Origin of the sequence: Paenibacillus sp. FSL H8-0122, assembly GCF_038005345.1 — a bacterium.
Lineage (GTDB): Bacteria > Bacillota > Bacilli > Paenibacillales > Paenibacillaceae > Paenibacillus_AQ.
Map to the genome: position 1 here is coordinate 2346237 of NZ_JBBOTB010000001.1, position 26654 is coordinate 2372890.

Genomic DNA, 26654 nt, shown 5'->3' on the forward strand with positions numbered 1-26654 from the left:
GTATGAAAATAACAATAGTGTCGCTTGCGGCGGCGCTGATCCTGTCCGGCTGTGGAGGCAAAACGGGATCAGGCGGAATCGGCGGGAGCCAGGCGGCCAATCAGGAGAGCCGCCCGGATACAGCATCCCGGAGCGGTAAAATAAGCTTTACTATAGGGTATGCCTCCGGTGATCCGGCGACGAAGCAGGCTATCGGGGATACCATTAAGGCCTTCATGCAGGCGAATCCGGACATAATCGTCCAGGATGTCAGTGAGACAAGCTCCTCTGCTTATTTGGACTGGCTAAAGGTTAAGGATGCCGTGGGCGAGTTCCCCGATCTGGTAGAGATGAGGGATACCGAGGCCTTCGCCGGTGCGGAAAAGATCGTTCCGCTCCCCGATGAGCTGGCGGAATTGTTCGATCAGCCGCCGCAGATCGGCGGCAAGGTGTGGAATGCCCCGCTGTTTGTCTCTGCCCCGCAGGGCATTATTTATAGTAAGAAAGCTTACGCCGAGGCAGGCATTAAGACGCTTCCGGCAACCTACGGGGAGTTTCTGGAGATCCAGAACAGACTGCGGGCAAGCGGAATCACCCCGCTCGTTGTAGGCGGCAAGGATATTTTTCATATGGGCTTCTGGGTTAATAAATTTCTGATAGATGAGGTATATGCCGCCGATCCCGGCTGGAACGCGAAGCGGACGGCCGGTGAGGTTAGCTTCGCCGATGAGAATGTAGTCCGGGCCATGACTGATTTCAAACAGCTGTTCAGGAATGATGTGGATACAGGCTGGCTGGGCACAGGGGATAACCAGACGGCATCGATTCTGGTATCCGGCAAGGCGGCCCAGCTGTTCTCCGGCACCTGGATGTTCTCACAGATCGAGGAAGCCGATCCGGGCTTCGAATTCGGCTTCTATGCTGTGCCGGACCGTCAAGGGAAGCTGAATGTGGTCGGTCTGCAGTCGCCCTCCGGCTGGTCGCTGTCTGCCCAGGCGGCCAAGGAGCCGCTCAAAAAGCAGGCGATCGAAGACTTCATCCGCTTCTTTTTCTCACCGGAGCCTTATGGCGCATTCCTGAGCCGGATTCATTCGGTTCCTTCGACCAGGCAGGAGTTCAGGCGGGAAGCCGGTGAACAGATGCAGGTGGTGCTTGATCTGATGGCTGATCCCGCTGTTACCAAATCCCTGATGATCAACAACTGGTGGGGAGAGAACCTGATTCCTCCGCAGTTCCGTAACTGGTTCTACAAGCTGCTGCAGGAAATGGTTGTTAAGGACGGGGATGTACTGGAATATATGAAGCGGGCCGATACTGAATATGACAGACAGGTAGCGGAATACTGGCAGTGACATTACCCTATAGCCCGCGCAAGAACGGAGGTCAGCGGACCTTCGTTTTTTTCTGTGAATATAAGAAGTTACATGTTGCACATCTTCTTAAATTTACCGCACCTCCCTCTTAAATTAGTTCATTCTAACCCTGAGGGCTGAATGCTATTCTTGGAGCATAAGGAAACGCTTACGGGCGATGATGCGCACATCGGGCCGCCAGCTTCCGGGCTGTATACCCAAGGGGAGGTTACTCAAGATATGAAGAACACCATTACGAAATTATCCGTCATGCTGCTCGCAGCAACCACTGTACTCACCGCATGCGGCGGAAATAACAATAACAAGGCCAGCGGCGGCAACGCAGCCGCGACTGAAGCTCCGGCAGGGAATGCTGCAGCTACTGATTCTGCGAAGAAGGACGTCAGCTTCACCATCGGTTATGCGTCAGGTGATCCGGCGACCAAGAAAGCCATAGCCGATACCGTTAAGAAATTCATGGAAGCGAATCCTAACGTCACCATCAAAGACTTAAGTGAAACCTCATCGGCGGCTTATCTGGACTGGCTGAAGACGAAGGATGCGGTTGGAGAATTCCCGGATCTGGTGGAAATGCGTGACACCCAGGTATTCGCAGATGCCGGCAAAATTGTAGAGCTTCCAGCCGATCTGCTGGATCTGTTCGAATCGCCGCCGCAGGTGGACGGCAAAGTATGGAACGCTCCCATGCAGGTCAATGCACCGCAAGGGATCATTTACAGCAAAAAAGCCTACGCGGACGCCGGGATCACCGAGCTTCCCAAGACCTATGACGAGTTCATTGCCATCCAGGAAAAATTGAAAACAACAGGTATCTCCCCGCTGGTAGTAGGCGGTAAGGATATCTTCCATATGGGCTTCTGGGTCAATAAATTCCTGATTGACGATGTCTACAGCAAAGACCCGGACTGGAACGCCAAGCGTACGGCTAAGACCGTCAGCTTCGCAGATCCTGCTGTAGTTCAGGCCATGACTGATTTCAAAGAGCTGTTCAAGAACTATGTGGACAAAGGCTGGCTGAGCACCGCAGATAATCAGACCGCTTCGATTCTGGTATCCGGCAAAGCCGCACAGCTGTATTCCGGCACCTGGATGTTTACCCAGATTGCTGAAGCTGATCCAGGCTTCGAATTCGGCTTCTACGCGATCCCGGACCGCGAAGGTAAAGTGAATGTCATCGGTCTGCCGTCACCGGCCGGCTGGTCGTTATCCGCGGATGCCGCTAAGGATGCCGATAAGACGGCAGCGATCAAAGACTTCATCCGCTTCTTCTTTGAACCGGAACAGTACTCGGTCTATCTGGCATCGATCAATGCCATTCCTTCCACCAAAGAGAAAGTAACCTATGAGACCAGCGAGCAAATGCAGGTTGCACTTGATCTCATTGCCGACACGAACGTAACCAAATCTCTGGCCATCAACAACTGGTGGGGCGATAACCTGATTCCTCCGCAATTCCGCAACTGGTACTATAAGCTGCTCCAGGATATGGTAGTGAACGATGCGGACGTCACGGAATATATGAAGAAGGCCGATACCGAATATGACAATCAGGTCAAAGCCAATTCACTGTAAATAAAAGCGCCGGAAGGGAACCTCTGCTCCGGCAGCGGTTCCCTTATCTGAACAAGCGCGTCCCAGGGAGGGGAGAAGAACCATGGCTACATCCATCGTGAATACAGACAAGTCATTGATAGCCGCAGAGAAGCCGGGTAAGAAAAAGAAAAGATGGCAGTCCTACGCGCTGTTGTTCATCCTGCCGTCATTCCTTTTATACACACTGTTTGTCATTGTCCCTACAGCAGGCAGCGTCTACCTAAGCTTCACATCATGGGACGGGATCAGCAGCGATATCCGGTATATCGGATTCGCCAATTTCGTCGAGATCTTCCAGAGTCCGCGGGTGCAGAACGCATTGAAGAACACTTTAGTTATGACAATTACACTGGTACTGCTTGAGAACATTGCTGCAATCGCCATGGCCTTAATGGTCGACAAGGTACGCTGGTTCCGTAATTTATTCAGAAGTATCTTCTATTTCCCGACCCTGCTCAGCGGGATCGTCATGGGCTTTGTCTGGGCCATGATTCTGAATTACAACTTCGGCGTGTTTAACCAGATCCTGACCTCCGTCGGTTTAGGCGACTATATCGTGGACTGGCTGGGTAATCCGAAATACGCTATGCTGTCGATTATTCTGTCAACGGTCTGGAAAGGCGCGGGTTATTATATGATCATTTATCTGGCCGGACTGCAGGGCATTCCGCAGGAGCTTAATGAAGCGGCCAGCATTGACGGTGCAGGCGGCTGGCAGCAGTTCCGGCATATTACGTTCCCGCTGCTTGCGGGTTCGATGACCGTGTGCATGGTGCTCTCTATGATCAGTGCGCTGAAGATATTTGACCAGATTGCCGTAATGACCGACGGCGGCCCGGGCTTTGAGACAGAGACATTAACTTATATTATCTACAAAGTAGGCTTCGGGGAGCTGAGACAAGGCTTCGGCACTGCTCTGGCCATGGTCCTGTTCCTGATTATTCTCATCATTACGGTCATCCAGGTTAAATTCCTGCAGAAACGGGAGGTGCAGCTCTAAGATGACGATGCAGACCAAGCGGAGAATCACTGAAATTGTCCTGTTTGTCATAACGCTCCTGGTAGCGGTTATCTTTTTCTTCCCGATTTTCTTTAATCTGATGTCCGCGTTCAAAAGCAACGCCGAGATTATGCGCGATGCGGTTGCTCTTCCGAAGACACTGTATTTAGACAGCTTCAAATATCTGCTTACGGAGACCGAATTTCCGCGTGCGATCCTTAACAGTCTTATTCTGACCGTAGTGGCGATTGTCGCCCAGGTGCTGATTATTCCGATGGCAGGTTACGCGATTGAACGCAGAAATGCCCGCTGGACGCGGCTGGTCTTCATCTATTTCCTGGCCGGGATGATGATTCCGTTCCAGGCGTATATGATTCCGCTGTTCAAAGAGCTGAGAATACTCGGCCTGTACGGCAGTCTGGCGGGACCTATCATGATCTATGTCGCCGGTGCCGTAGGCTTCGGATGCCTGCTCTATACCAGCTTCGTCAAAGGTATTCCACGGGAGATCGAAGAGGCCGCAGAGATTGACGGGTGCTCCCGCTACGGGATTTTCTGGAGGATCGTCTTCCCGCTGCTCGGGCCGGTTACGGCAAGTATGGTGGTGCTGAACGGTCTGGGGATCTGGAATGACTTCCTGATGCCTATGCTGGTTCTGCCTTCAGGCCAGGCTAAGACAATGGTTGTAGAAATCTACCGGTATATCGGGGAATTCTCCTCGCGCTGGGATATGATTTTTGCCGGAACCGCCATGTCGGTCGTGCCTGTGCTGATCGTGTTTATCTGCCTGCAGAAGTATTTCGTTAAGGGGATTGCGTCAGGGGCCACCAAGGGGTAAGAGGTGTGTGTCTTCTGGGGGGAGAATAAAAAAACTCCGCAGGCCATTATATAATGGTTTGCGGAGTTTTTGTTATAATTCCCTGCGCAGTAGCGGATAACGCATTGCCGTCTGTCTTCCCCGGTTCCTCCGTAAGCTGACGGTAGCCCATGGGCGGCAGGCCGGTCCAGCGCTTGAACTGCTTGCTGAAATGGGAGACATCACGGTAGCCGAGCCTGTAGGCGATACTCTCCACGGACAGGCTGTTATCCAGCAGGAGCAGCTTGGCATGGCGGATAATCAGGTCAGAGAGATACTGCCTTGGCGGCAGTCCGTAGATTTGCCGGAAGGCGCGGTTACAGTGACTCGGGCTATAGCCAAGCCTTGCGGCTATGTCTTCGATGCTTCCGCCCCGGCTGCCGGTTGCCGCAGCGGTGAATACGGATTCCTGCAGCAGTCCTTCAATGGCATTCGCCAGGGCAACGGTTTTCTCCGTAACGCCCGGCAGGGTGCTTCGGGCAGGGGAGGGCAATGCAGCCAGCACCCAGCTGCTGAGTGCGGTGAACAGCTGCAGCGAAGCATTGAGCGTCACCAGCCGGCCCCGCTGGGTATCGCTGGCATCAGGGAGGATCGTCGAGCTGATAATTGCATCGAGCGAAGAACGGATCGCCTGCAGCTCCGGAGTGTCACCGCTTAGGCTGACAGTGTCCATCGTCATCAGGGAACGGCGCAGGACCAGATCATCAATGTCGAAATGCAGGCAATAATAGGTCATCTCATCTTCTGAAACCGTACCCAGACTGGAATGCAGGACACTTGGGCGGATGAACAGAATGTCGCCGCTGTGCTGGATGTAAGACTGCCCGCCTACGGTCATTTGCTGCGAACCCTGCAGGACGATATTGATCTCGAACATCGGATGGGTGTGTGCCGGATATTGCCACTCCCTGTTCACCTTGCGCCAGTGGGCAGCGAATATATGGAAGGCAGCCTGTATATCCGGGGACATCCGGCCGTCCATGGAATGCTGTGTACCGGGTTCTAAAACGTTCATACGCATGCCTCTTTTTCACTAAAAGTTGGCTTTATTATAACATAGGCTGCCGCGTCCGATTGATTTGTCCAAAAAATTGGCCGCTTTACGCCTGTTACATAAGCCGGGCTGGCGCTAACATAGAGCTATGATCCCGGTAGTGCCGGGACACAGTCTGGAGGGAGTGCATTTACGTTATGCCGACAAATCCGTTTTTCAATGCCCATCATTCACCGATTGGTTCTTTTTCCAGCTTCACTCTGGGGTTCAAGGGAGCGTCCGGCGGTTTCGATCTGGAAGCGGGTAAGCCGCCGAGACAGAACGTATATATTGGCCTGGAACGTAAGGACGGCCGCGGCTTTGATACCTTGCCTTTCCATGAGCAGGGCAGTGACGATGAGAGCAAGCGCTATGACATCGAGAACCCGGACCCGAGCCCGGATAAGCCGCAGATACTGTTTCACTTCGGGGAAGAGGAGATTACGCGCGATTTCCGGCTTACCGCCGACAGCTGGCAGGCAGGCGATCTGACCTTCCGCATTCTGTCACCAGTGCGGCCGGTGCCGGACCCGGAGACGGCCTCGGATGCAGAGCTGAAGGAAGTGCTGTTGCCAGCCGTGCTGGTAGAGCTTGAAGTCGATAACACAGCGGGCAGCTCTGCGCGCCGTGCTTTCTTCGGCTTCCAGGGGAATGACCCGTATAGCGCCCTTAGAAGATTCGATGGAGGCAAGGAGGATCTGACCGGTGTCGGCCAGGGCCGGTTCCTGGCGATCGCCGCTGAACAGGGAAGCGTCAAGTCCGCCATGCACTTCACTATGGAGGATATCCTCACTGCGGAGCTGGAGGAGAACTGGACCTTCGGACTGGGTCAAGTGGGTGCACTTGTCATGGATGTGCCTGCGGGTGAACGTAAGGTCTACCGCTTCGCAGTCTGCTTCCACCGGTCGGGCTATGTGACCTCGGGGATGGATGCCAGTTATTACTATAACCGTTATTACAGCAATGTAGAGGCGGTAGCGGAATATGCGCTGTCCCATTTCGATCAGCTGAAGCAGCAGGCCATGCAGGCTAATTCCATGCTGGAAGGAACAGGGCTCAGCGAAGATCAGACCTTCATGCTTGCTCACGCCATCCGCAGCTATTACGGCTCCACCGAACTCTTGGAGTACAAAGGCCAGCCATTCTGGGTCGTCAACGAAGGCGAATACCGGATGATGAACACCTTCGACCTTACGGTAGACCAGCTGTTCTACGAGCTGAAGATGAACCCGTGGACCGTACGCAATGAGCTGGATATGTTCGTGGACCGGTTCAGTTATGTGGACACCGTCCGTTTCCCGGGAGATAGCACCGAATATCCGGGCGGACTTAGCTTCACGCATGATATGGGAGTAGCCAACGCCGTGTCGCGTCCGGGGTATTCCTCCTATGAGCTGTACGGCATTGACGGCTGCTTCTCGCATATGACCCACGAGCAATTGGTCAACTGGATTCTCACTGCAGCAACCTATGTGGAGCACACGGGCGACCGCAGCTGGATGGAGCGCAATCTGACGGTACTGGAGAGCTGCCTGCAAAGTATGCTCAACCGGGATCATCCGGACCCGGCGAAACGCAACGGTGTGATGGCGCTCGACAGCTCACGGACCATGGGCGGTGCGGAGATTACTACGTACGACAGTCTGGATGTGTCACTGGGCCAGGCGCGCAACAATATTTATCTGGCGGGTAAGTGCTGGGCAGCATATTTGGCGATGGAGAAGATTTTCCGCGATAACGGCAATACGGAGCTGTCACAGACTGCCGGCAGACAGGCCGAGCTCTGCGCAGCAACCATCGTGGGCAGTGTTACCGAAGGCGGCTATATCCCGGCAGTAATCGGAGAAGGCAATGACTCGAAGATTATTCCGGCGATTGAAGGCCTCGTGTTCCCTTACTTCACCGGCTGCAAGGAAGCTCTGGAGCGCGGGGGGCGGTTCGGTGAATATCTCGGGGCACTTGACACTCATCTGAAGGCTGTGCTTGTGGAGGGAGTCTGCCTGTTCGAAGACGGTGGCTGGAAAATCTCCTCCACCAGCAACAACAGCTGGCTGAGCAAGATTTATCTGTGTCAGTTCATCGCCAGACAAATTCTCGGTTTGGAGTGGGGGGACAAGGGCCATGCAGCCGATTCGGCACATGTAAGCTGGCTTACGCATCCGCAGCTCTCGGTCTGGAGCTGGAGCGACCAGATTATCTCTGGCGAGATCACCGGCAGCAAATATTATCCGCGCGGTGTGACGGCTATTCTGTGGCTGGATGAGCAGCGGGGATAAGCATTCGTACGCCGCATAAGCGGGGGAACGTGTTAAACATTATAAGTGCTGCATGTATTACAACTTTGAATCCGAATAGTTGTGTATTCGTGAAGATTGCTGCATGAAATGCAGGAATCCTACCTGCAAATCTTTGAGCTTTTAAGAATCATAAGTTTAAAAAAACAAACAGCGAATCTCCCATGGCGGGGGTTCGCTGTTTGTATTATGCGCGAATCCCCAAGGATAGGGAGGCCCGCTGTTTGTTGTTATGCCATAACCAGACTAGAAAATACGATGCTTCCAGCCGTTCAGCTTGGCGACAGCTTCGACATAGTAATAGTCACCGTAGATCAGCGATACATCAATGAAGGAGTCGCCGCTGCCTGCACCATGGAGCAGAATCGCCTCATGCTCCGGCTGGTCCCAGGTAGCATAGTTCTCGGTCAGTGAACGCAGAATCCGCTCTGCGGCATTAGCGTAAAGGCTTTTCTCGCCAAGCGGCACGATGTCAGCCAGCTCCAGTAAGCCTGATGCCGCGATGGATGCAGCGGAGCTGTCTCTGAACATCCGCTTGTCGTCTGCCAGCCGGAAGTCCCAGTAAGGCACATGATCCTCCGGAAGGGCAGAGATGAAATAATGGGCAATCCGCTTCGAAGTATTCAGGAAACGTTCATCTCCGGTGTGGCGGTAAGTATTAATGAAGCCGTACAGTCCCCAGGCAGCCCCCCGGCTCCAGCAGGATTCCGCGGAATAGCCCTGACCGCCGAAATTCTCGATATATGCGCCAGTCTCGGCATCGAAGGAGAGGATATGCTTGGTCGATCCATCCTCCCGTACACCATACTGCATCGCAGTCTCCGCATGGCTGACCGCAATATGTCTATAGCGTGGATCGCCAGTCACCTTGCTTGCCCAGAACAGGAGGGAGATGTTCAGCATGCAGTCGATAATCACCCAGCCGTGTTTGTCCTCATTCCAGGCGCGGATGAACCTGCCAACCGGATTATAGCGTGCGGCCAGGAAATTAGCGGCCTCAAGTCCCCGGCGCAAGCCGTCCTCATCCCCGGTCAGAACGTTCTTGATTACGGCTGTAGCCAGGAACTGAAAACCAACATCATGATGCAGCTCCACGGTCGGCTTAACGAACCATTGCTCCAGCGTCTCATCCCAGGGCCAGGCTGCATCCTTATAGTGGTCCTTGCCGGTCATATCATGCATAATCCATAGCATCCCCGGCCAGAAGCCGGTTGTCCACCAGTCGGAGGCGATATCATCGAACTTACCGTCTTCTCCGGCGAAATGCGGACATTTCCCGCCGATCTGCTCGATCATCCGCGTAACCTTCGTATCCAGCCGGTTCATAACTTCCTGCCAATATGCTGTACTCATCACTGATGCCTCCAATAATTAGAATATGGCCTCAGTATAGCGTTCTATGGTTATATAAAGTTGCACTTTGATATGAAGAAATATTGTTATATTGTCATTTAACTACATGTTCCCTTTCCGGTACTTCAGCGGAGTGGTCCCGAGGACCCGCTTGAACAGCTGGTTGAAATAGGAGGCGTTCGGGAATCCGACGGCGATGCCGATCTGCTCTACAGGCATATCGGTAGTTCCGAGCAGCCGGCAGGCCTGCTTGAGCCGCCGGGCGGTAAGATAGTCGACCAGTCGGCCGCCAGTTTCCTGATGAAAGATCCGCGAGACATAGGATTTCGAGAGATGAGTCTCCTCCGCAAGCTGATCCAGATTCACCTCTTCCTGATAGTGAGCCTCTATCCAGTTCATGATCTGCTCCGAATACCGGAGATTCCGCCGTTCTCCGGCAGGGATCAGAGACTGCCCGTCTGTTCCCAGGCAGCTTAGCAGCTGCAGGAGCAGCATCGTGATATCCTCAGGGTCTTCCTCGGACGATTTCATCCTTAACTCATTGTAATTCTGATAGAACCATTCTATGGCTTCAATCCGGTCCCGAAGATCAAAGCCGCAATACGGGTTGTCCCCCTGCCAGAGAGCAGAGAATAATGCCTTACGCTTGCTGAAGCCCTGCAGCAGATTCTCGGCAATATGGGGATCGAGATAGAAGATCGTGCGTACGAATGGACAAGCTGGTGATACTTCTGAATAGATCCGGTGCAGCTGATACGGCTGGAAAAAGAAAAGCATGCCCGGCCGGATATCATACATCTGCTGATTCACAACAATGCTGCCCTGCCCGCCATGCACGAACATGATCTCACAGCACTGATGCCAGTGGTAATATCCCTTGTAATGGTCGTCGGTATAGATGCGGTAGTCCCAGATCAGAGACTGCCGGTTCGCAAACAGAACAGGTTCGAATAGCTGTTTCATATCACTCTATGAAGCCTCCAACAAGACAAAATACAAACATTTTATTATAACCCATTATAACTTTCTGCTCCCTCACGCGCTACAATAAAAGCGGGGATTCTTCAATAGAATCCAAGAGGTATAATTCAATCTGTAACTTACATCAAGCAGGGGGTAACATTCATGGCTTCAACCATTGTCAATCCGGTGTTGACCGGCTTTCATCCCGATCCGTCTTTCCTCAGGGTGGGTGATGATTATTATATCGCAACCTCCACCTTCGAATGGTTCCCCGGTGTGGAGATTCATCATTCCCGTGATCTGGTGCACTGGCATACGCTTACCAGAGTGCTGACCGCGACCTCACAGGTGGACCTGCGCGGCAACGGAAGCTCCGGCTCCATCTGGGCACCGGCCATTTCCTGGGATAACGGCTTATATTACCTGCTGTTTACGGATGTAAAGTCCCGCTCAAGTGTATATAAGGATCTGCATAACTACCTGATCACTGCTGCCAGTCTTGAAGGACCCTGGAGCCCGCCGGTACGGCTGAACGGCAGCGGTTTCGACCCGTTCCTGTTTCATGACAGTGACGGACGCAAATGGCTGCTGAATATGCGCTGGGATTTCCGGCAGAATCACAGCAATTTCTCCGGCATCGTGATGCAGGAGTATGACCCTGAGAGCGGCAGGCTGAGCGGCCCTATTCATGAAATATACCAGGGGACTCCTACAGGAGTAACGGAAGGACCGCAATTGTACAAGCGCGGGGATTATTACTATCTGCTGGTTGCCGAAGGGGGCACCGGAGTGAATCATATGGTCACGATGGCGCGCAGCCGCAGCCTAACCGGACCTTATGAGACCGATCCCGATTACCCGGTCATGACTACGGCTCATGATCTGACCTATGCCTTCCAGCAGGCAGGGCACGGCTCACTGGTGGAGACGCAGTCGGGGGAATGGTACATGGCTCATCTGTGCACCCGGCCGATCCCGGGAACGGGCAAGCTGAATCCGCTGGGCCGGGAGACGGCCATCCAGCGCTGCGTATGGACGGAGGACGGCTGGCTGCGCCTGGCACACGGCGGGAAGCTGCCGGCCTTGCGGACCGAAGCGCCGGAGCTTCCCCCGCACCCGTTCGATGCCTTGCCGGAGCGGGATGATTTTGACGGCCGTGTGCTGGGTTATCCCTACCAGAGTCTGCGTGTACCGTTCGATGAATCATGGGTGAGCCTGCAGGAGCGTCCCGGATTCTTGCGGCTCCGCGGCCGGGAATCCCTGGCATCGCTGTTTGACCAGAGTCTGATCGGGAGGCCGATTCAGCATTTTGCCTGCACCGTGACTACCTGCCTGGAATACAAGCCGGATAGCTTCATGCAGATGGCTGGACTGGTGCTCTACTATGATGACAAGGATTACTATTATCTGCGCGTAACAGCGGATGAACTCAGAGGGGTAGCTCTAGGGGTCGTAATGTGTCAGGCCGGCAAATACGGGGAGATTTCCTCTATGCAGATATCGGTGAAGGACTGGGAGCGTTACTATTTGAAGGCAGAGATTCATGGCAGAGATATTATGTTCTACGCTTCGCGGGACGGGGAGGTCTGGACAGCGATGTGTACACCACTTGATTTCGGCACTCTCTCGGATGAGCACGGCGGCAAGCTGGGCTTTACCGGCTCTTATGCCGGGATCTGCGCCCAGGATCTGGACCAGCAGGCGAAGGCGGCATATTTTGACTACTTCGAGTATACAGGTCTGGACGTATCAGCCCCGCACAGCGTATAGCTCTACAGCTTATGAGGCAGCGGCGCGCTGCCTCACTTTGTATACTACGAGGATCACAAGTGGAAGTGCGAGCGAATAGGTTAAATTCCAGTCCACCCAGTAGGGGGGGATTTCTTTGACGTAGAAGATGATATCCTTGGAGATGAGCTGTGAAAGTCCGTAAATCAGGAAGGCGACAGGAAAGATTAGAGGGCGGTGGCTTTTCAGCTTGAATATTTGCGCGGTTCCGAGTACAAAGGCATAGAAGTAGAGTGCTGTCTTGAAATAGGTCGTGATAATCCAGGCTGTAGCCATAAGTGCTTCAAGCCGCTGCAAAAAGTTGGCGATATTGATTTTTTGGGCCAGGATATAGGCGGCATAGAAATTATGCTCGGAGAAATAGACACCGAGAACAGTCAGCGAGAGGAACAGAATCAGGTTCAGGCCTACAGAGCCTATACAGAGCGCGATGAAGATATCACGGTTAATTTTACTGTTCTTACGGGTGTAAGGATAGACCATGAAGAACACGCAGATCTCTCCGAACGGGTAAAACACACCGATCATGATCGAATGCAGCATATCCGGTAAAGGTGTAGTCATCATGGGATAGACACGATCCAGCCGGACCTGCGGAAATAAGAGCACCATCAGGGCCACCAGAAATAAGGCAAACAGCGGAAAGAACACCTGCGCTGCCCGTCCGACCGTCTCAAGCCCCAGGCGCAGACCGTACACCAGCAGAACAATGCTCATGAACCGGATCACTCCGCCGGGAGTTCCCTCGTAGATCTGGGTACACATGAAATCCTCAATTTCCCGGACATACGTAGAGGCCGCGATGATGAAGAAGAACAGATAGTACCCGCCTACCGCGCTGCCAAGCCATCTCCCCAGCACCTGCTGGCTGATTTCAATAATATTTTTGTCCGGATTAATATTAGCGACTGTGACAAACAGGAACACTAGTGCAATTCCCGGAGGAATGCTGAACAAGGCGGCGATCCAGGCATCCTGATGGGCTTCTGCAGTCATGGCTGCCGGATAGACCAGAGCCATGTCTCCGATAAAGGTAAAAAGACCGAGGATTACCAACTGTGCCGTACTGATCCGATCTTTTTCAATACTCATCTCTATCCTCCATTTACTTGTGACCGCCAGGGCCTATTAACCCGGAATTCCTCTTAGTATGGCATCCCCTTCCAGAATTATGTGAATCAGGCACGGATCTCATCTTAGGAATAATTATCAAGCAATGCTACCAAACTAACCTGAATAGAATGTTCACGGGAAGGAGAGGTGGCCCGGATGAAGAGTACGGTTGAGGGTAAGTTGTCCAGCCGGCTGGAGGTCAATAATGAACAGCTGTACAAGCTGCTGGGCGAGAGCACTGACCTGGTGCGAAAGCAACTGAAGCTGGGAGAGCATACGGAGCTGGCTATTTTTTATATTGATGGTCTGATAGATAATCAGCTGCTGCATAATTCAATTCTGTATTCGCTTCAGGAGGGACGGACCTCGGCTCTGCTGGAGGAACAGGACCCCGATAAGAAACTGGAAATCTTGACGAACCGTGTCCTAATGGCCGGCGATCTTGCCGTGGTTCAGGATTACGCCCAGTTCGTACACGACCTGTTATCCGGCAACGTGATGCTGATGGTGGAAGGGACGATGTCAGCACTGAGAATCGGGCTGCCCGGCTGGGAAGACCGCGGGGTAAGTGAGCCCAGCTCGCAGTCTGTGGTCCGCGGACCTATGGAGGGGTTCAGCGAGAATCTGCGGACCAACACCGCGTTAATCCGGCGCAAAATCAAAGATAGCCAGCTGTGGCTGGAAACGATGCAGATTGGCCGTGTCACCCAGACCAGTGTCTCGATTATGTATCTCAGCCACATTGCGAATAAAGAGCTGGTGCACGAGGTAAAGCGGCGCCTGAACAGCATTGATACGGACAGTATTCTGGAGAGCGGCTATATCGAGGAATTTATTCAGGACAAGGTGGCGACTCCCTTTCCGACAATCTATAACAGTGACCGGCCGGATACCATCGCGGCGGGGATTCTGGAAGGGAAGGTGGCTATCCTGGTTGACGGAACCCCTTTTGTACTGCTGGCCCCGACCGTATTTGTCTCCTTCTTTCAGTCGGCGGAGGATTATTATCAGCGTGCGGATATCTCTACCCTGCTGCGGTTCATCCGGTTTCTGGCTTTTTTTCTCACCTTGTTTGCCCCTGCGTTCTATGTGGCTATCACAACCTATCATCAGGAGATGATCCCGACCAATCTGGTGATCAGTCTGGCGGCCCAGCGGGAGACGGTGCCGTTTCCGACTTTTGTAGAAGCGCTGATGATGGAATTAACCTATGAGATTCTGCGTGAAGCAGGGGTACGGATTCCTAAGAATGTAGGTCAGGCTGTATCCATTGTCGGAACACTGGTCATCGGGCAAGCGGCGGTTGCGGCAGGGTTCATCTCCTCGGCGATGGTTATCATTGTATCCATTACAGCGATCTCAAGCTTTGTGATTCCCGAGGCCGGGATGTCCATTGCCGCACGCATTATCCGGTTTTTCCTGATTGCGCTGGCCGGGTTCATGGGACTGTACGGAATATTGTGCGGAGTATTCTTAGTGGTGCTGCATCTCGTCAGCCTGCGCTCCTTCGGCGTTCCTTATATGAGTCCGCTGGGGCCCTTCAGGCCGGCAGACCTTAAGGATTCTTTCTTCAGGTTCCCCTGGCCGTTCCTGAGAACAAGACCGCAAGAGAATAGAACACAGAATCTGCACCGCCAGAACAGATCCAGACGCGGGGGTTCCTGATATGGCAGGCAGAATAAAAAGAGCAGCCGCGGCTTGCCTTCCCCTGCTGCTGCTTTCGCTATTGCTTAGCGGGTGCTGGGAGAGGAAGGAGCTGAATGAACTGGCTTTTGTGCTGGCGATGGGCCTCGATAAAGCGGAGAATGGCTACAACGTAACGATGCAGGTGGTCATACCCTCTTCGATCTCTTCACAGAATGCGGGAGGAACAGGGGGAAGCGGGGTTCCCGTGGTTGAGTATAATTTTACAGTGCCCACGGTCTATGAATCCCTCCGTAAGTTCAATCTGATCAGCTCCCGCTCTCCGTATCTGGGCCATATCCGGGTGCTGGTGATCGGAGAAGAGCTGGCGCGGGAAGGGGTGGGCAAGACGCTGGATGTGATTAAAAGAAGCCGGGAGCCGCGCATGGACTTCTATGTGATGGTTGCACGGAAGACGACCGCCGAGAATGTTCTGAAGGTGCTGACCCCGCTGGACCGGCTGCCGGCGACTAAATTATTCAGTTCCCTGGATAAATCCTACAAAATTTCATCCAAGACCGTCGCGGTCACGCTGGACAAATTCATCGAAGATCTGCTCTACCAGGGCAAGAGCCCGGTGTTGACCGGAGTGGTGGTGCAGGGTGATCCCGAGGCTGGCAGTGAGAAAAGCAATGTGGAACAGACAGACCCCAGAACGAAGCTCCGGTATGAGAGTGTTGCCGTATTCAAAAAGGATAAGCTGGTTGGCTGGATAGAAGATGATCTAACGGTTGGCTTCAATTATGTCACTGATAATGTCACCAAAAATACGGGGCATTTCAAAGACGAAGCCGGAGGCCTGATCATTATAGAGGCGCTTACCTCCACTACCAGCCGGAAGGTGAAAATCATAGACGGCGAGCCGCATATATATTTGAGTGCAGAAACACTATGCAATGTGCAGGAAGTTGAAGGCGCGGATACGCTGGATACGGAGGCCAAAATCAAATCACTGGAAGAGGAGACAGAGGAACGGGTTGTCAAGCGGATGAAAGATGCTGTAGAGGGAATCAGCAAGCAGTTCAACGTGGATATCTTCGGCTTCGGCCAATCCATTTACCGTAAGAGCCCCAAGGAGTGGGAGAGGCTGAAGGAACGGAGGGGAGAAGGCTATCTTAAGACCCTGCCTGTCCATTACGAGGCCAGTGTAACGATCAACCGGATCGGTACGATTGATAATTCATTTTATGAAGATATTAAGGAGTGAGCCTGTATGCTGCTGGTGCTGATGTTTGCTCTGATTGCCGCAGGCTGTGCAGCCATGGATCTGTCCTCCCTGAAGGGCAGGCAGAAGCGGCGTGATCGTGTGGTGTGGGGGCTGCTCTGGATCGGCGGAATGACTGCCACGATATGCACGCTGCTCAAAATTCAGGTTCCCAGCCCGCTGCTGCTGATTATATTCATCTACAAGCCGATCAATGATCTGGTATCTTCATGGTTCTGATCATGGGCTCGGAACAACCCGGCAGGTCTTCAACGAGAAGGCCTGCTTTTTGTCATGCACCGGTTAATTTTCGTAAATGTCGAATTGAGATTGACGAATTGATTTTATCGTCGTATGATGTGTGTTATAAAGTTTCTGAGTAATAATAAGTAACTATATATTAAAATGATAACAACGGGAGGAATGAAAGTGGAATCATCTACATTTGTACTTTTTGGCGCAACCGGGGACTTGGCGAAGCGGAAAATCTTCCCCGCTCTATACAACCTGTTCACTGATGGCAAGCTTTCGGGTCCTCTCTCAGTCATTGGGCTGGGCAGAAGGGAGCTCACTAACGAGACGTTCCAGCGTCAGGTGCTGGATTCCCTGCGCACCTTCTCGCGCCGTCCGGTAGAGGATACAACGGGGCTGCAGAATTTCCTGCAGGCCTTTGAATATAGTGTGCTGGATGTCGGACGTCCTGAGGATTATGTGAAGCTGCTTGGGCATGTACAGCGCCGGGAGGAAGAGCTGGGGCTTCCGCAGAACCGGATGTTCTATCTGTCGGTCGGTCCCGAATTCTTCGGGGAGATTGCCGGTAATATCAATGCCAGCGGACTTGGGGATACCAAGGGCTGGAAACGCCTGATTATCGAGAAGCCGTTCGGACGGGATCTGCAGTCGGCGCGTGTGCTTAATGAGAGCTTGAGCGCAGCTTTTGCAGAGGAGGAAATCTTCCGTATTGATCACTTCCTCGGCAAGCCGATGGTGCAGAACCTGGAGGTGCTGAAATACTCTAACCCTGTGCTGCGGGCTTTGTGGCAGAACCGGTATATCGCAAATGTCCAGATTACTGCCAGTGAAACGGTTGGGGTGGAAGAGCGGGCGGGATACTATGATAAGGCTGGTGCGCTGCGCGACATGTTCCAGAACCATATGCTCCAATTGCTCATGATGATGGCGATGCAGCTTCCGAAGGGCAGTACACCAGAAGACGTCCGCAGCAAAAAACGGCATGTCATCCGTTCCGTCCGGCCGCTGCTGCCCGAAGAGGTGGCTCAGCATGTAGTGCGCGGCCAGTATGCAGCGGGGGAGATGCGCGGACAGCAAGTGCCTGCGTATACCGCTGAACCGGGGATCGCAGCCACTTCACAGAATGAGACGTATATTGCAGCACGCCTATGGATTGAAGATCCGCTGTGGAATGATGTGCCGTTCTACATTCGTACAGGTAAGCGCATGAAGGAGAAATCCACGCGGATTGTTATAGAATTCAAAGAGCCGTTTAATGATGTGCATAACAAGAACCGTAACAAGCTGCCGCTTGACCCTAATCTGCTGGTGATTGATATTGGCCCGCATGAGGGCATCTCCCTGACTCTGAACACCAAGAATCCGCTTCAGCACGGGGAGCTTGAGCCGGTCAGCATTAAGCATGAGCCGGGCAATCCCGATGTGCCGGAGGCTTATGAGAATCTGATCTATGATGCTATGCTCGGCGATGCTACGTTCTTCGCCCACTGGGAGGAAGTAGAGTTGTCCTGGCAGTGGGTTCAGCCTATAATCGAAGCAACAGCAGAAGGCAGCCTGCCGCTGCACCAGTATCCTGCCGGATCTAACGGCCCGGCGGCGGCAGATCAGCTCCTTGGCGAGTTCCACTGGTGGCTGGATGAGCCGGAGAATGCAGAGCCTGCACGCGTTCACCGGACAGCCGGGATAGAGCCGGAAGTCATCCGGCCGGGAGCGTAAGCGGCGGCGGTAACAGCAAGCGGACAGAGTTAGCTTATATATGACTACACAATTCGGAGGGATTCGTAATGAAAGTCGGTTTAATCGGACTTGGCAAAATGGGCTTCAATCTGGGCCAGAACCTGCTGGAGCATGCCCATGAATTGGTAGCGTATGATGTGAATCCTGCTGCGGTGCAGGAACTGGCCGAACGCGGTGCATCCGGGGCAGCAAGCCTCACGGAGCTTACGGGCCGGCTTGATTCCCCGCGCGTTCTCTGGATCATGGTTCCCCATACTTTTGTAGATTCAGTGATTGCTGAACTGACGCCGCTATTATCCAAGGGAGATATTATCATTGAAGCCGGGAACTCACATTATAAAGAGTCGATCCGCCGTCATGAGGAGCTGGGTGCCCACGGAATTCACTTCCTGGATGCAGGAACCTCCGGCGGAATGGAAGGTGCACGGAACGGGGCCTGCTACATGGTTGGCGGCGATGAGGAAGCTTGGGCGGTGGTCGAGCCTCTGTTCCGTGACACTGCGGTAGAGAACGGATATCTGTACGCCGGCAAATCCGGGAGCGGACATTTCCTCAAGATGGTGCACAACGGAATTGAATACGGGATGATGGCTGCGATCGGCGAGGGCTTCGAGGTGCTGGAGAAAAGCGGATATGATTTCGACTTCGAGCAGGTGGCCCGCGTCTGGAACAACGGCTCGGTGGTCCGCTCCTGGCTGATGGAGCTGATCGAGCGGGCTTTCTCCAAGGATGCCAAGCTGGAGGACATCAAGGGAGTCATGCATTCCTCCGGGGAGGGACGCTGGACACTGGAGACGGCCTTCGACCTCCAGGCAGCGACTCCGGTTATCGCCATGGCTCTGCTCATGCGCTACCGGTCGCTGGAGACCGACACCTTCACCGGCAAAGTCGTCGCCGCCTTGCGTAACGAATTCGGCGGCCATGCGGTGGAGTCGAAATAAGCAGCAGCAATTAGGCTGAAGCGGTGATATCAGGGGGCTGTCCCATAGCCATGTAATGGCTGTTTGGGCAGCCTCTTCTGTTTCGGCTTTGGCCGGAAGCGGGCCTGGAAGCGGGCTATACGGGAAAATGAAGGGGATAAATCCCATTAAATTGGCCGGAAGTGGGTCGGATGGGAAAATGAAGGGGATTAATCCCATTAAATTGGCCGGAAACGGGCCAGATGGAGAAATGAAGGGGATTAATCCCATTAAATCGGCTGGAAGCGGGCCGGATGGGGAAATGAAGGGGATAAATCCCATTAAATTGGCCGGAAGTGGGTCGGATGGAGAAATGAAGGGGCTGTCCCAAAAGTAATTTTCTATGAGCGATGACAGCCACTTGCAGAAATCCCCGGAAGCCTCGATTGTTCTTCAGTTGTCCAAGCAATTTCCGGTTCTGTCATTCAGCGTACAGCTAATGGGTCGTCTTTTAAGGCAACACCTCCTTACGCAACTGCCGAACGCCCTCTGAGCGATTTTTTTGTTTCTTTTTTAGCATGGATGAGTCGTTTCCCGCTTAAACAGCGGTGCGGACGGAACGATTGTGTAAAAGCGGAAGCGGTCGCCTTTGTGTCCGGATTTTCACCGCTAAGGGGAATGAAAAAAATCTGGACACAACAGCGATTGGAACAACGGTCCGTTTGCAGAGCGTCCACCTAAGTGCTCATGTTGGTCCCACTCCGCAATAAAGAGCTGTCACAAGCAGCCATTTCATGACTTTTGAGACAGCCCCATTGAATCCGCCGACTACCCGCCGACCTCGCAAATGAAGAGCACTAGTGCACCTGAATCCGCCGACTACCCGCCAACCTCGCAAATGAAGAGCACTAGTGCACCTGAATCCGCCGACTACCCGCCGACCTCGCAAATGAAGAGCACTAGTGCACCTGAATCCGCCGAATATCCGCCAACTAAGCAATCAAGCCAACGGAGCAGTACTTTTCCAGCAATGTAGCCCAATGGAGAAGTAGTGCTCTTTGTTGTGCCTGGCACAGAGAATCAGACAACCCGCAGGCGGCATATAAGTACAGAAACATGAATTGGACGGGGGAGATAGCCGGTGTCCCATAATCAGGAATTTAGAGTTTATCTGATCACGAAAAGAGATATCTTACGGTTCATTGTGGTCGAAATCATTATCGGCAGTATGACGTATAAGCTGGCTTTGAACATTTGTCATAATGCGATTCTGGCAGGTGCCGGAGGCTGGGCCTGTACGGAAGGGCTGAAGCGGCTGGTGAAGCTGGGCGGGTGATGGGTAATAACGGGGATTCCCCGGACTGTCTATCTGATGTACTATATAAAGAAACAGATATAGACATAGATCGACAGACAGAGGGAATGGTGATGCACAGATGGTTAACCTACTGGAAGTATTACACAAAGAAATTATGCCGGCAGAAGGCTGCACCGAACCGATAGCGGTAGCTTATGCCGTCTCGTTGGCCGCTGAACTGGTGGAAGAGGAGATTACGGCGATTCGGCTATTCCTCAGCGGCAATATCATCAAGAATGCGATGGGTGTGGGGATTCCTGGTACAGGCCAGACGGGCTTGCCGATAGCGGCTGCCTTGGGTGCGGTGGTGCGCCGCTCGGAGCGGAAGCTGGAGATTCTGTCCGGTCTGACCCCGGAGGAGCTGGCAAGTGCAGAGAGACTGCTGGAGCGTAAGCTGCTGGAGGTTGAGCTGAAGGATACGCCGGAGAAGCTATATATTGAAGCGAGAGTACACAGCAAGAACCATACCGCCACAGCGATCCTGGTAAAAGAGCACACGAATGTGCAGTTTCTGGCGAAGGATGGCCAGCGGCTTGAGCCGAAGCTGGACAAGGCCGACTGCGGTGACCCGCTTAGTCTGGACCCTGAGGTATACTCGGTCTCACTCGAAGATATCTATGCCTTCGTTCAGAATACACCGTTCGAGGATCTTCGCTTCCTGCTGGAGGGAGCGGTTATGAATAAGGCGATCTCGGAGGAAGGGCTGCGAGGGGAGTATGGCCTTCAGGTGGGCCGGAAAATGAGCCAGCAATCCGCCCTCAATCTGTTCGGCGCGGATGTGGCGAACCGGATCATTGCCGCAACGGCAGCCGCATCCGATGCACGGATGGACGGCAGTGCCATGCCGGTAATGACGACGGCGGGCAGCGGCAATCAGGGGATTGCCTGTACCATGCCGGTCATTGCCCTGGCCGAGCTCCTCGGCAAGGATGAGGAGACCCTGGCAAGAGCGATGGCGCTCAGCAATCTGATTACCATTCATGTGAAGCATTACATTGGCCGTCTGTCCCCGCTCTGCGGCTCAGGCATTGCCGGTGGAGTGGGGGCGGGCAGCGGCATTGTCTATCTGATGGGCGGGACGCTGGCGCAGATCAAGCACTCCATCCAGAATACGATTGCCTCTACTTCCGGCATGATCTGCGATGGTGCCAAGCCAACCTGTGCGCTCAAAATCTCAACGGCCACCAATGCGGCCATTCAGTCTGCTACTCTCGCCATGAACAATATTTCCGCTAGTCCGAGTGACGGTGTCATCTTCGAGAAGGTGGAGGATACGATCAAGAATATGGAGACCCTGGTTCAGGAAGGGCTTGCCGCCACAGACCAGGCGATTCTGAATATTATGCTCTCCAAGGGAGCCGCTTCTTCATAGGGAGCAGGACAAGTGCTGGATGTCTCAGCATTTAGCGTTTGTAATCCGGCTGCGGCAACGAAACAGGCTGTGGATTGGCAAGTACCCAATTCACGGCCAATTCGCATAATCTGGCCGGCTCATCATTGCCGTTGCCATGGCGCAGGTAACCGGCTAATTCCGCCGCTTCCTTGAGGTGCGCAGGGTCCAGAGGTGTGCCCGAGGCGAAGTGCCGGAGCAGCGCATTCAGCATTTTACGGAAATCGGCATCCCAGTTGCCTCCGCCGTTATTCATGATTTCATGTGAGATCCGGCCGGTGATGCGAATGACCTCTCCCTGCACGGTGAACGCATGCCCTGACGCCGGGACGAGTAATTCCCATAGCTCCTGGTGCTGATCCTGCCATCTTGTGCTGTTTACCTCGATCTTGGAAACGCCGTCATGCATCACCCGCGCTGCTACAGGCTCTACATCGAACAGCTTGTACAGGGATTCGAGTGCAGCTGCGGTTTCACTCAAGCGCTCTTTATTGAAATTGGAGCGGGCGAATTCAAAGCTCTTGCCGATCTTCTTCACGGATTCCCTCATCTCCGGTGTAGCTTCTGCTCCGGCTGCAAGCATTGCCTGCGCGATCTCAGCCATGCCGGTGATATCGGCATTCCGGCAATTGATCAAGGCTTTTGCCAGCGGGGTATTCCCGCGCTTGCTCACAGCATGGATGTTGGCGCCGTGAGCGATAAGATCACGGACCGCCCCAGTCCGGTAGTAGTTGACAGCGGCGTGCAGCGGGGTCTCGTCCTGATAATCCAGGGCTTCCAGCTCAGCACCAAGCTCAAGGAACAGCGGGATATTACCCGACCAGTTTCCGGCCTGTGAATGCAGCGGGGTACGCTGATATTTATCCCTGGCGTTAATGTCAGCACCCTGCTCCACCAGCCAGCGGGCCAGCTCATCCGGAATTTGCCGGATGCTGAGTGCAGGTTCTTTGGAGTAGCCCAAGGTTGCATTCCATTCACATTGCTCAAAAACAGCCTTAAGTAGATCGATATCCCCTGTTTTAACCAGCTCGCGGAAATCGGCGGGTAAGGTTTTCCTCTTTGTGCCCATATCTAAACTTATCCCCTCTCAAAATGATCTCTTGTGATATTAATACAATACTTCCACATTCTTCTCGGACAACAGCTTCAGCCACGCTTCCGAAGGCTTGCGGTCGGTAATCAGCACATCGATCCGGCTTAGCTCTGCGAGCCTCGCGAAGGCTGTCTGGTCGAACTTGGTATGGTCCGCGAGCAGCACAACCTTGTGTGCCTGACGCAGCATATATTTTTTCAGCTCGCATTCCGGTTCATTGGAATCGGTGACCCCGCGGTCCATATCAAGGGCCTTGCAGCTGATTACAGCGGTGTCCACATTGTAGCGCTGAATGGTCTCATGGGCTACGGGGCCGACAAGCGACAGGGAACGGTGGCGGAGTGAGCCGCCTGTAGAAATAATGCTGTGGCTCGAACTTGCGAACTCATGGAGAATGTTGATCGAATTGGTGATGATCGTCAGATTACTTTTATTACCCAGCAGCTTCAGGAATTCAAACGAAGTCGAGCTGGGGTCGACCATCAGCGTATCCCCGTCATTAATCAGATCCAGCGCCTGGATCGCTATTGCGCGTTTGATATCCGTATTGAGCGCTCCCCGGGTCAGAAAAGGCAGGTCCTCATTGGTATGCCTGTTCAGCATGGCTCCGCCGTAGGTCCGGCTTACAATGCCATCCTTCTCCAGCTTCTCCAGGTCTCTGCGGATCGTCTCCTCTGTCACCTCGAACATCCGGCTCAGATCGGACACCAGCACCCGCTTGTCCTGATGGACAAGGTCGATTATTTTTTTGCGTCTTTCGGCAGCGAGCATACGTATCACCTTTCCAGAGTTGATAGTCTTAATATAGACTGTTATTTCTGTGTTGTACAACATTATGAACCCGATTTGCTCTGAAACCCACAATAATGATCGTTTGTTTTCCACGAAACGTACATTAAACAAATAAAAACAACATTATTTGTATTTATAATGTTGACAACACAGATTAACGGCTATACGATGAGAAGGTCAACAGGTAGATGTACGTTTACAGTGTTCATTCATTATTCATGTGCCCGGGAGGCTGGTTAAGCAATGATTACTCATGTCTATTATGTACCGTCAATCAACATTATGGGGAAGGGCTGTCTGAAGGACATCGCCCCGTACATTCAAGAGCTGAATTTGAACAAGGCGCTTGTGGTCACAGACAAGTTCCTGATGAAGAGCGGAATCGCTGGCAAGCTGCTGGCTGTGCTGGAGGAGGCGGGGATTCAGTATGTGGTATATGATGAAGTGAAGCCGAACCCTACCTGCAAAAATGTTCATGACGGCGTAGACTTCCTTAAGCAGCACGAATGTGACTATCTGATCTCCATCGGCGGCGGCTCGCCGCAGGATACGGCCAAGGCCATCGGAATTGTGGCCACCAATGGGGGGCATATTGCCGATTATGAAGGCGTTCACAAATCCAAGAAGAAATCTCTGCCGATTGTCGCGGTGAACACGACGGCCGGGACTTCAAGTGAAGTGACGATCAACTACGTGATTACAGATGAAGAGCGCAAAATCAAGATGGTCATGGTAGACAAGAACAGTATCGCCACCATCTCGGTGAATGATCCGGAGCTGATGGTCGATAAGCCTGCTGCGCTGACGGCAGCTACGGGCATGGATGCACTGACACATGCGATTGAAGCGCTGGTCACTCCAGGCGCATATCCGGTGACCGATGCTACGGCACTGGCTGCGGTGGAGCTGATCTTCGGTAATCTGGCGCGGACGGTAACGAACGGAGGGGATATTGAAGCGCGTGAGCAGATGGTCTATGCGATCTTCCTCGGCGGCCTGGCCTTCAATAACGCAGGCTTAGGCTATGTGCATGCCATGGCCCATCAGCTGGGCGGGGTGTATGATCTGCCGCACGGCGTATGTAATGCCATGCTGCTGCCTTACGTGGAGGAAGAGAATGCCAAGTATGTGCCGGAGAAGTTCAGAGCGATTGCCAGAGCGGCCGGTATGCAGACTGAAGGGCGCAGCGACAAGGAATGTGCGGATTACGTCATTGAGGCGATCAAGGCCCTGTCGAAGGAGGTTGGCATACCTGCCAAGCTGTCCGAGCTGGGTGTAGCGGAAGTAGATCTTGATCTGCTGGCTGAGAACGCTATGAAGGATGCCTGCGCGCCCGGTAATCCTTTTATTCCTGCCAAAGATGAAGTAATCGCGTTATTCCGCAAAATTCTGTAAATCACCTCCCATAGAATAGGAGATTCCCTATGACCTATCATATCGCCGTCGATATCGGCGCCTCCAGCGGACGGCTGGTGCTCGGACAGCTCGTGGACGGGAGCCTCCGTCTGGAGGAGATTCACCGTTTCAGCAATGGCTTCACGGAACAGGAAGGCTCCTGCTTCTGGGATATGGATTATTTATTGAATGAAATTATTAACGGTCTGCAGCAGGCGAATCTAAGAGGCATTCACAAATGCACCCTCGGCATTGATACCTGGGCGGTAGATTATGTGCTGCTGGATGCCGAAGGCAAGCGGATAAGCGGGGTCTATGCCTACCGTGACCACCGGACCGACGGGGTGATGGAAGAAGTCGGGCGGCTCCTTCCGCCAGAGAAGGTCTACGCCAAAACGGGTATTCAGCAGCTTACCTTCAATACGCTGTATCAGCTATATGCGCATGACCGGGAAGAGCTGAAGGCGGCCGATCAGATCCTGCTGGTGCCGGATTATCTGTACTACCGGCTCGGCGGACGTAAGATGAACGAGGTTACCAATGCATCCACGACACAGCTATTGAATCTTGCGACCCGTGAATACGATCCTGAGTTGCTGGAATTTCTGGGTCTGCGGCGTGAACAGTTCGCTCCGTTAACCGAGCCTGGGGAAGAGCTCGGCTTCATTACGCAGGAGCTGCGCGCGGAGTATGATCTGCCGGAGTGCCGCCTGATCTGCGTGGCTACGCATGACACAGCATCTGCGGTGCTCGGTGTGCCTGCTCAGAAGGACCGTGCGTCAGCCTATCTTAGCAGCGGAACCTGGTCTCTGCTGGGAGTAGAACTGGATCACCCGATCAATAACAGCAGAGCGATGGCCGCCAATTATACCAACGAGTGGGGCGCTTACGGGACTTACCGGTTCCTGAAGAATATTATGGGCCTCTGGCTGATTCAGGAAGTGCGCAGACTGGACGGTGGAAGATTTAGCTTCGCGGAACTGGCAGAGCAGGCCGGGGAATGCTCTGGCTTCCGCAGCCTGATTCCCTGCAATCATCCGCGGTTCCTTAAGCCCGGGGATATGATTCAGGAGATCCGGCGGGCCTGCCTGGAGAGCGGCCAGCCTGTGCCGCAGACTACGGGCGAGCTGGCCCGCTGTATCTTTGACAGTCTGGCATTATCCTACCGCAGTCATCTGGCTGAATTGGAAGATCTCACCGGGAAGCGTACCGAAGTGCTGCAGATTGTCGGCGGCGGCTCTAACAATGGGCTGCTGTGCCAGCTGACGGCGGATGTTACCGGCAGGGAAGTGCTGGCCGGACCGACCGAATCTACAGCCCTGGGTAATCTGGCTGTGCAGATGGTTGAGGCGGGCCGTATGGCAGATATCCATGAAGCCCGGCAGATCATCTCTCAGTCCTTCGCGATTCAGTCTTATCTTCCGCAGCCGGTTCCTCAGCTGGCGGAGCTGCTGGTCCGCTGGGAGCAGCTTCATCCGGGAGCGGATGTTCACAATACGTATTAGGA

At 53.5% G+C, this 26654-nt stretch carries 21 protein-coding genes; 15 read left to right on the plus strand and 6 right to left on the minus strand.

Annotation, left to right across the window (positions count from 1 at the left end):
* The first annotated feature begins 2 nt into the window (after positions 1–2).
* The 4 genes from NSS64_RS10310 to NSS64_RS10325 all read left to right on the plus strand — a co-directional run bounded on the left by NSS64_RS10310 (position 3) and on the right by NSS64_RS10325 (position 4783).
* Positions 3–1331, plus strand: coding sequence for an ABC transporter substrate-binding protein (locus NSS64_RS10310; protein WP_341140019.1), 1329 nt, complete (start codon positions 3–5; stop codon positions 1329–1331).
* A 240-nt stretch (positions 1332–1571) separates the two neighbouring features.
* Positions 1572–2924: an ABC transporter substrate-binding protein gene (locus NSS64_RS10315; RefSeq protein ID WP_340940166.1), complete on the plus strand. Its 1353-nt coding sequence runs from the start codon at positions 1572–1574 to the stop codon at positions 2922–2924.
* Between the two features lie 82 nt (positions 2925–3006).
* Positions 3007–3945, plus strand: a complete 939-nt coding sequence (locus NSS64_RS10320; protein WP_340940167.1) for a carbohydrate ABC transporter permease — start codon at positions 3007–3009, stop codon at positions 3943–3945.
* A 7-nt stretch (positions 3946–3952) separates the two neighbouring features.
* Complete coding sequence (locus NSS64_RS10325; protein WP_445667836.1) at positions 3953–4783, plus strand: carbohydrate ABC transporter permease; 831 nt, start codon at positions 3953–3955, stop codon at positions 4781–4783.
* Positions 4784–4829: 46 nt separating this feature from the next.
* Here NSS64_RS10325 and NSS64_RS10330 read toward each other — a convergent pair whose 3' ends face one another.
* A complete protein-coding gene (locus tag NSS64_RS10330) occupies positions 4830–5816 on the minus strand; it encodes an AraC family transcriptional regulator (protein WP_340940168.1) in 987 nt (328 codons plus the stop codon).
* 176 nt (positions 5817–5992) lie between these two features.
* On the opposite strand from NSS64_RS10330, the gene NSS64_RS10335 reads away from it, so the two are divergent.
* Positions 5993–8110: a glycoside hydrolase family 52 protein gene (locus NSS64_RS10335; protein ID WP_341140021.1), complete on the plus strand. Its 2118-nt coding sequence runs from the start codon at positions 5993–5995 to the stop codon at positions 8108–8110.
* A 264-nt stretch (positions 8111–8374) separates the two neighbouring features.
* Here the strand turns inward: NSS64_RS10335 and NSS64_RS10340 are convergent, their stop codons facing one another.
* The gene (locus tag NSS64_RS10340; RefSeq protein WP_341140022.1) at positions 8375–9481 is read right to left on the minus strand and encodes a glycoside hydrolase family 88 protein; all 1107 of its coding nucleotides are present in this window, start codon (positions 9479–9481) and stop codon (positions 8375–8377) included.
* A 102-nt stretch (positions 9482–9583) separates the two neighbouring features.
* Positions 9584–10444, minus strand: a complete 861-nt coding sequence (locus NSS64_RS10345) for an AraC family transcriptional regulator (RefSeq protein ID WP_340993244.1) — start codon at positions 10442–10444, stop codon at positions 9584–9586.
* Between the two features lie 162 nt (positions 10445–10606).
* On the opposite strand from NSS64_RS10345, the gene NSS64_RS10350 reads away from it, so the two are divergent.
* On the plus strand, positions 10607–12214 hold the full coding sequence (locus tag NSS64_RS10350) for a glycoside hydrolase family 43 protein (RefSeq protein ID WP_340940176.1): 1608 nt from the start codon (positions 10607–10609) through the stop codon (positions 12212–12214).
* 9 nt (positions 12215–12223) lie between these two features.
* On the opposite strand, the gene NSS64_RS10355 is transcribed toward NSS64_RS10350, so the two are convergent.
* Complete coding sequence (locus NSS64_RS10355) at positions 12224–13324, minus strand: GerAB/ArcD/ProY family transporter (RefSeq protein WP_340940177.1); 1101 nt, start codon at positions 13322–13324, stop codon at positions 12224–12226.
* A 177-nt stretch (positions 13325–13501) separates the two neighbouring features.
* Here NSS64_RS10355 and NSS64_RS10360 point away from each other — a divergent pair, with 177 nt between their 5' ends.
* The 7 genes from NSS64_RS10360 (at position 13502) to NSS64_RS10390 (ending at position 21849) form a co-directional block, all read left to right on the plus strand.
* Positions 13502–15010 (plus strand): spore germination protein, encoded by a 1509-nt coding sequence (locus NSS64_RS10360; RefSeq protein WP_341140023.1) that lies wholly within the window; start codon positions 13502–13504, stop codon positions 15008–15010.
* Between the two features lies 1 nt (position 15011).
* Positions 15012–16235: a Ger(x)C family spore germination protein gene (locus NSS64_RS10365; RefSeq protein ID WP_341140024.1), complete on the plus strand. Its 1224-nt coding sequence runs from the start codon at positions 15012–15014 to the stop codon at positions 16233–16235.
* 6 nt (positions 16236–16241) lie between these two features.
* On the plus strand, positions 16242–16472 hold the full coding sequence (locus NSS64_RS10370) for a hypothetical protein (RefSeq protein WP_340940184.1): 231 nt from the start codon (positions 16242–16244) through the stop codon (positions 16470–16472).
* 189 nt (positions 16473–16661) lie between these two features.
* On the plus strand, positions 16662–18200 hold the full coding sequence (gene zwf, locus NSS64_RS10375; RefSeq protein ID WP_340940186.1) for a glucose-6-phosphate dehydrogenase: 1539 nt from the start codon (positions 16662–16664) through the stop codon (positions 18198–18200).
* A 68-nt stretch (positions 18201–18268) separates the two neighbouring features.
* Positions 18269–19162, plus strand: a complete 894-nt coding sequence (gene gnd, locus NSS64_RS10380; protein ID WP_341140025.1) for a phosphogluconate dehydrogenase (NAD(+)-dependent, decarboxylating) — start codon at positions 18269–18271, stop codon at positions 19160–19162.
* 1099 nt (positions 19163–20261) lie between these two features.
* Positions 20262–20456, plus strand: coding sequence for a hypothetical protein (locus NSS64_RS10385; RefSeq protein WP_340993239.1), 195 nt, complete (start codon positions 20262–20264; stop codon positions 20454–20456).
* Positions 20457–20556: 100 nt separating this feature from the next.
* Entirely contained in the window at positions 20557–21849 is a 1293-nt protein-coding gene (locus NSS64_RS10390; RefSeq protein WP_341140026.1) for an L-cysteine desulfidase family protein, read from the plus strand.
* 31 nt (positions 21850–21880) lie between these two features.
* On the opposite strand, the gene NSS64_RS10395 is transcribed toward NSS64_RS10390, so the two are convergent.
* Both NSS64_RS10395 and NSS64_RS10400 read right to left on the minus strand, forming a co-directional pair.
* Entirely contained in the window at positions 21881–22936 is a 1056-nt protein-coding gene (locus tag NSS64_RS10395) for an ankyrin repeat domain-containing protein (RefSeq protein ID WP_340940197.1), read from the minus strand.
* Between the two features lie 39 nt (positions 22937–22975).
* Positions 22976–23731 (minus strand): DeoR/GlpR family DNA-binding transcription regulator, encoded by a 756-nt coding sequence (locus NSS64_RS10400; protein WP_036724867.1) that lies wholly within the window; start codon positions 23729–23731, stop codon positions 22976–22978.
* A gap of 264 nt (positions 23732–23995) precedes the next feature.
* On the opposite strand from NSS64_RS10400, the gene NSS64_RS10405 reads away from it, so the two are divergent.
* Both NSS64_RS10405 and rhaB read left to right on the plus strand, forming a co-directional pair.
* On the plus strand, positions 23996–25147 hold the full coding sequence (locus NSS64_RS10405) for an iron-containing alcohol dehydrogenase (protein ID WP_341140027.1): 1152 nt from the start codon (positions 23996–23998) through the stop codon (positions 25145–25147).
* 29 nt (positions 25148–25176) lie between these two features.
* Positions 25177–26652 (plus strand): rhamnulokinase, encoded by a 1476-nt coding sequence (gene rhaB, locus NSS64_RS10410; RefSeq protein WP_341140028.1) that lies wholly within the window; start codon positions 25177–25179, stop codon positions 26650–26652.
* Positions 26653–26654 lie beyond the last annotated feature (2 nt).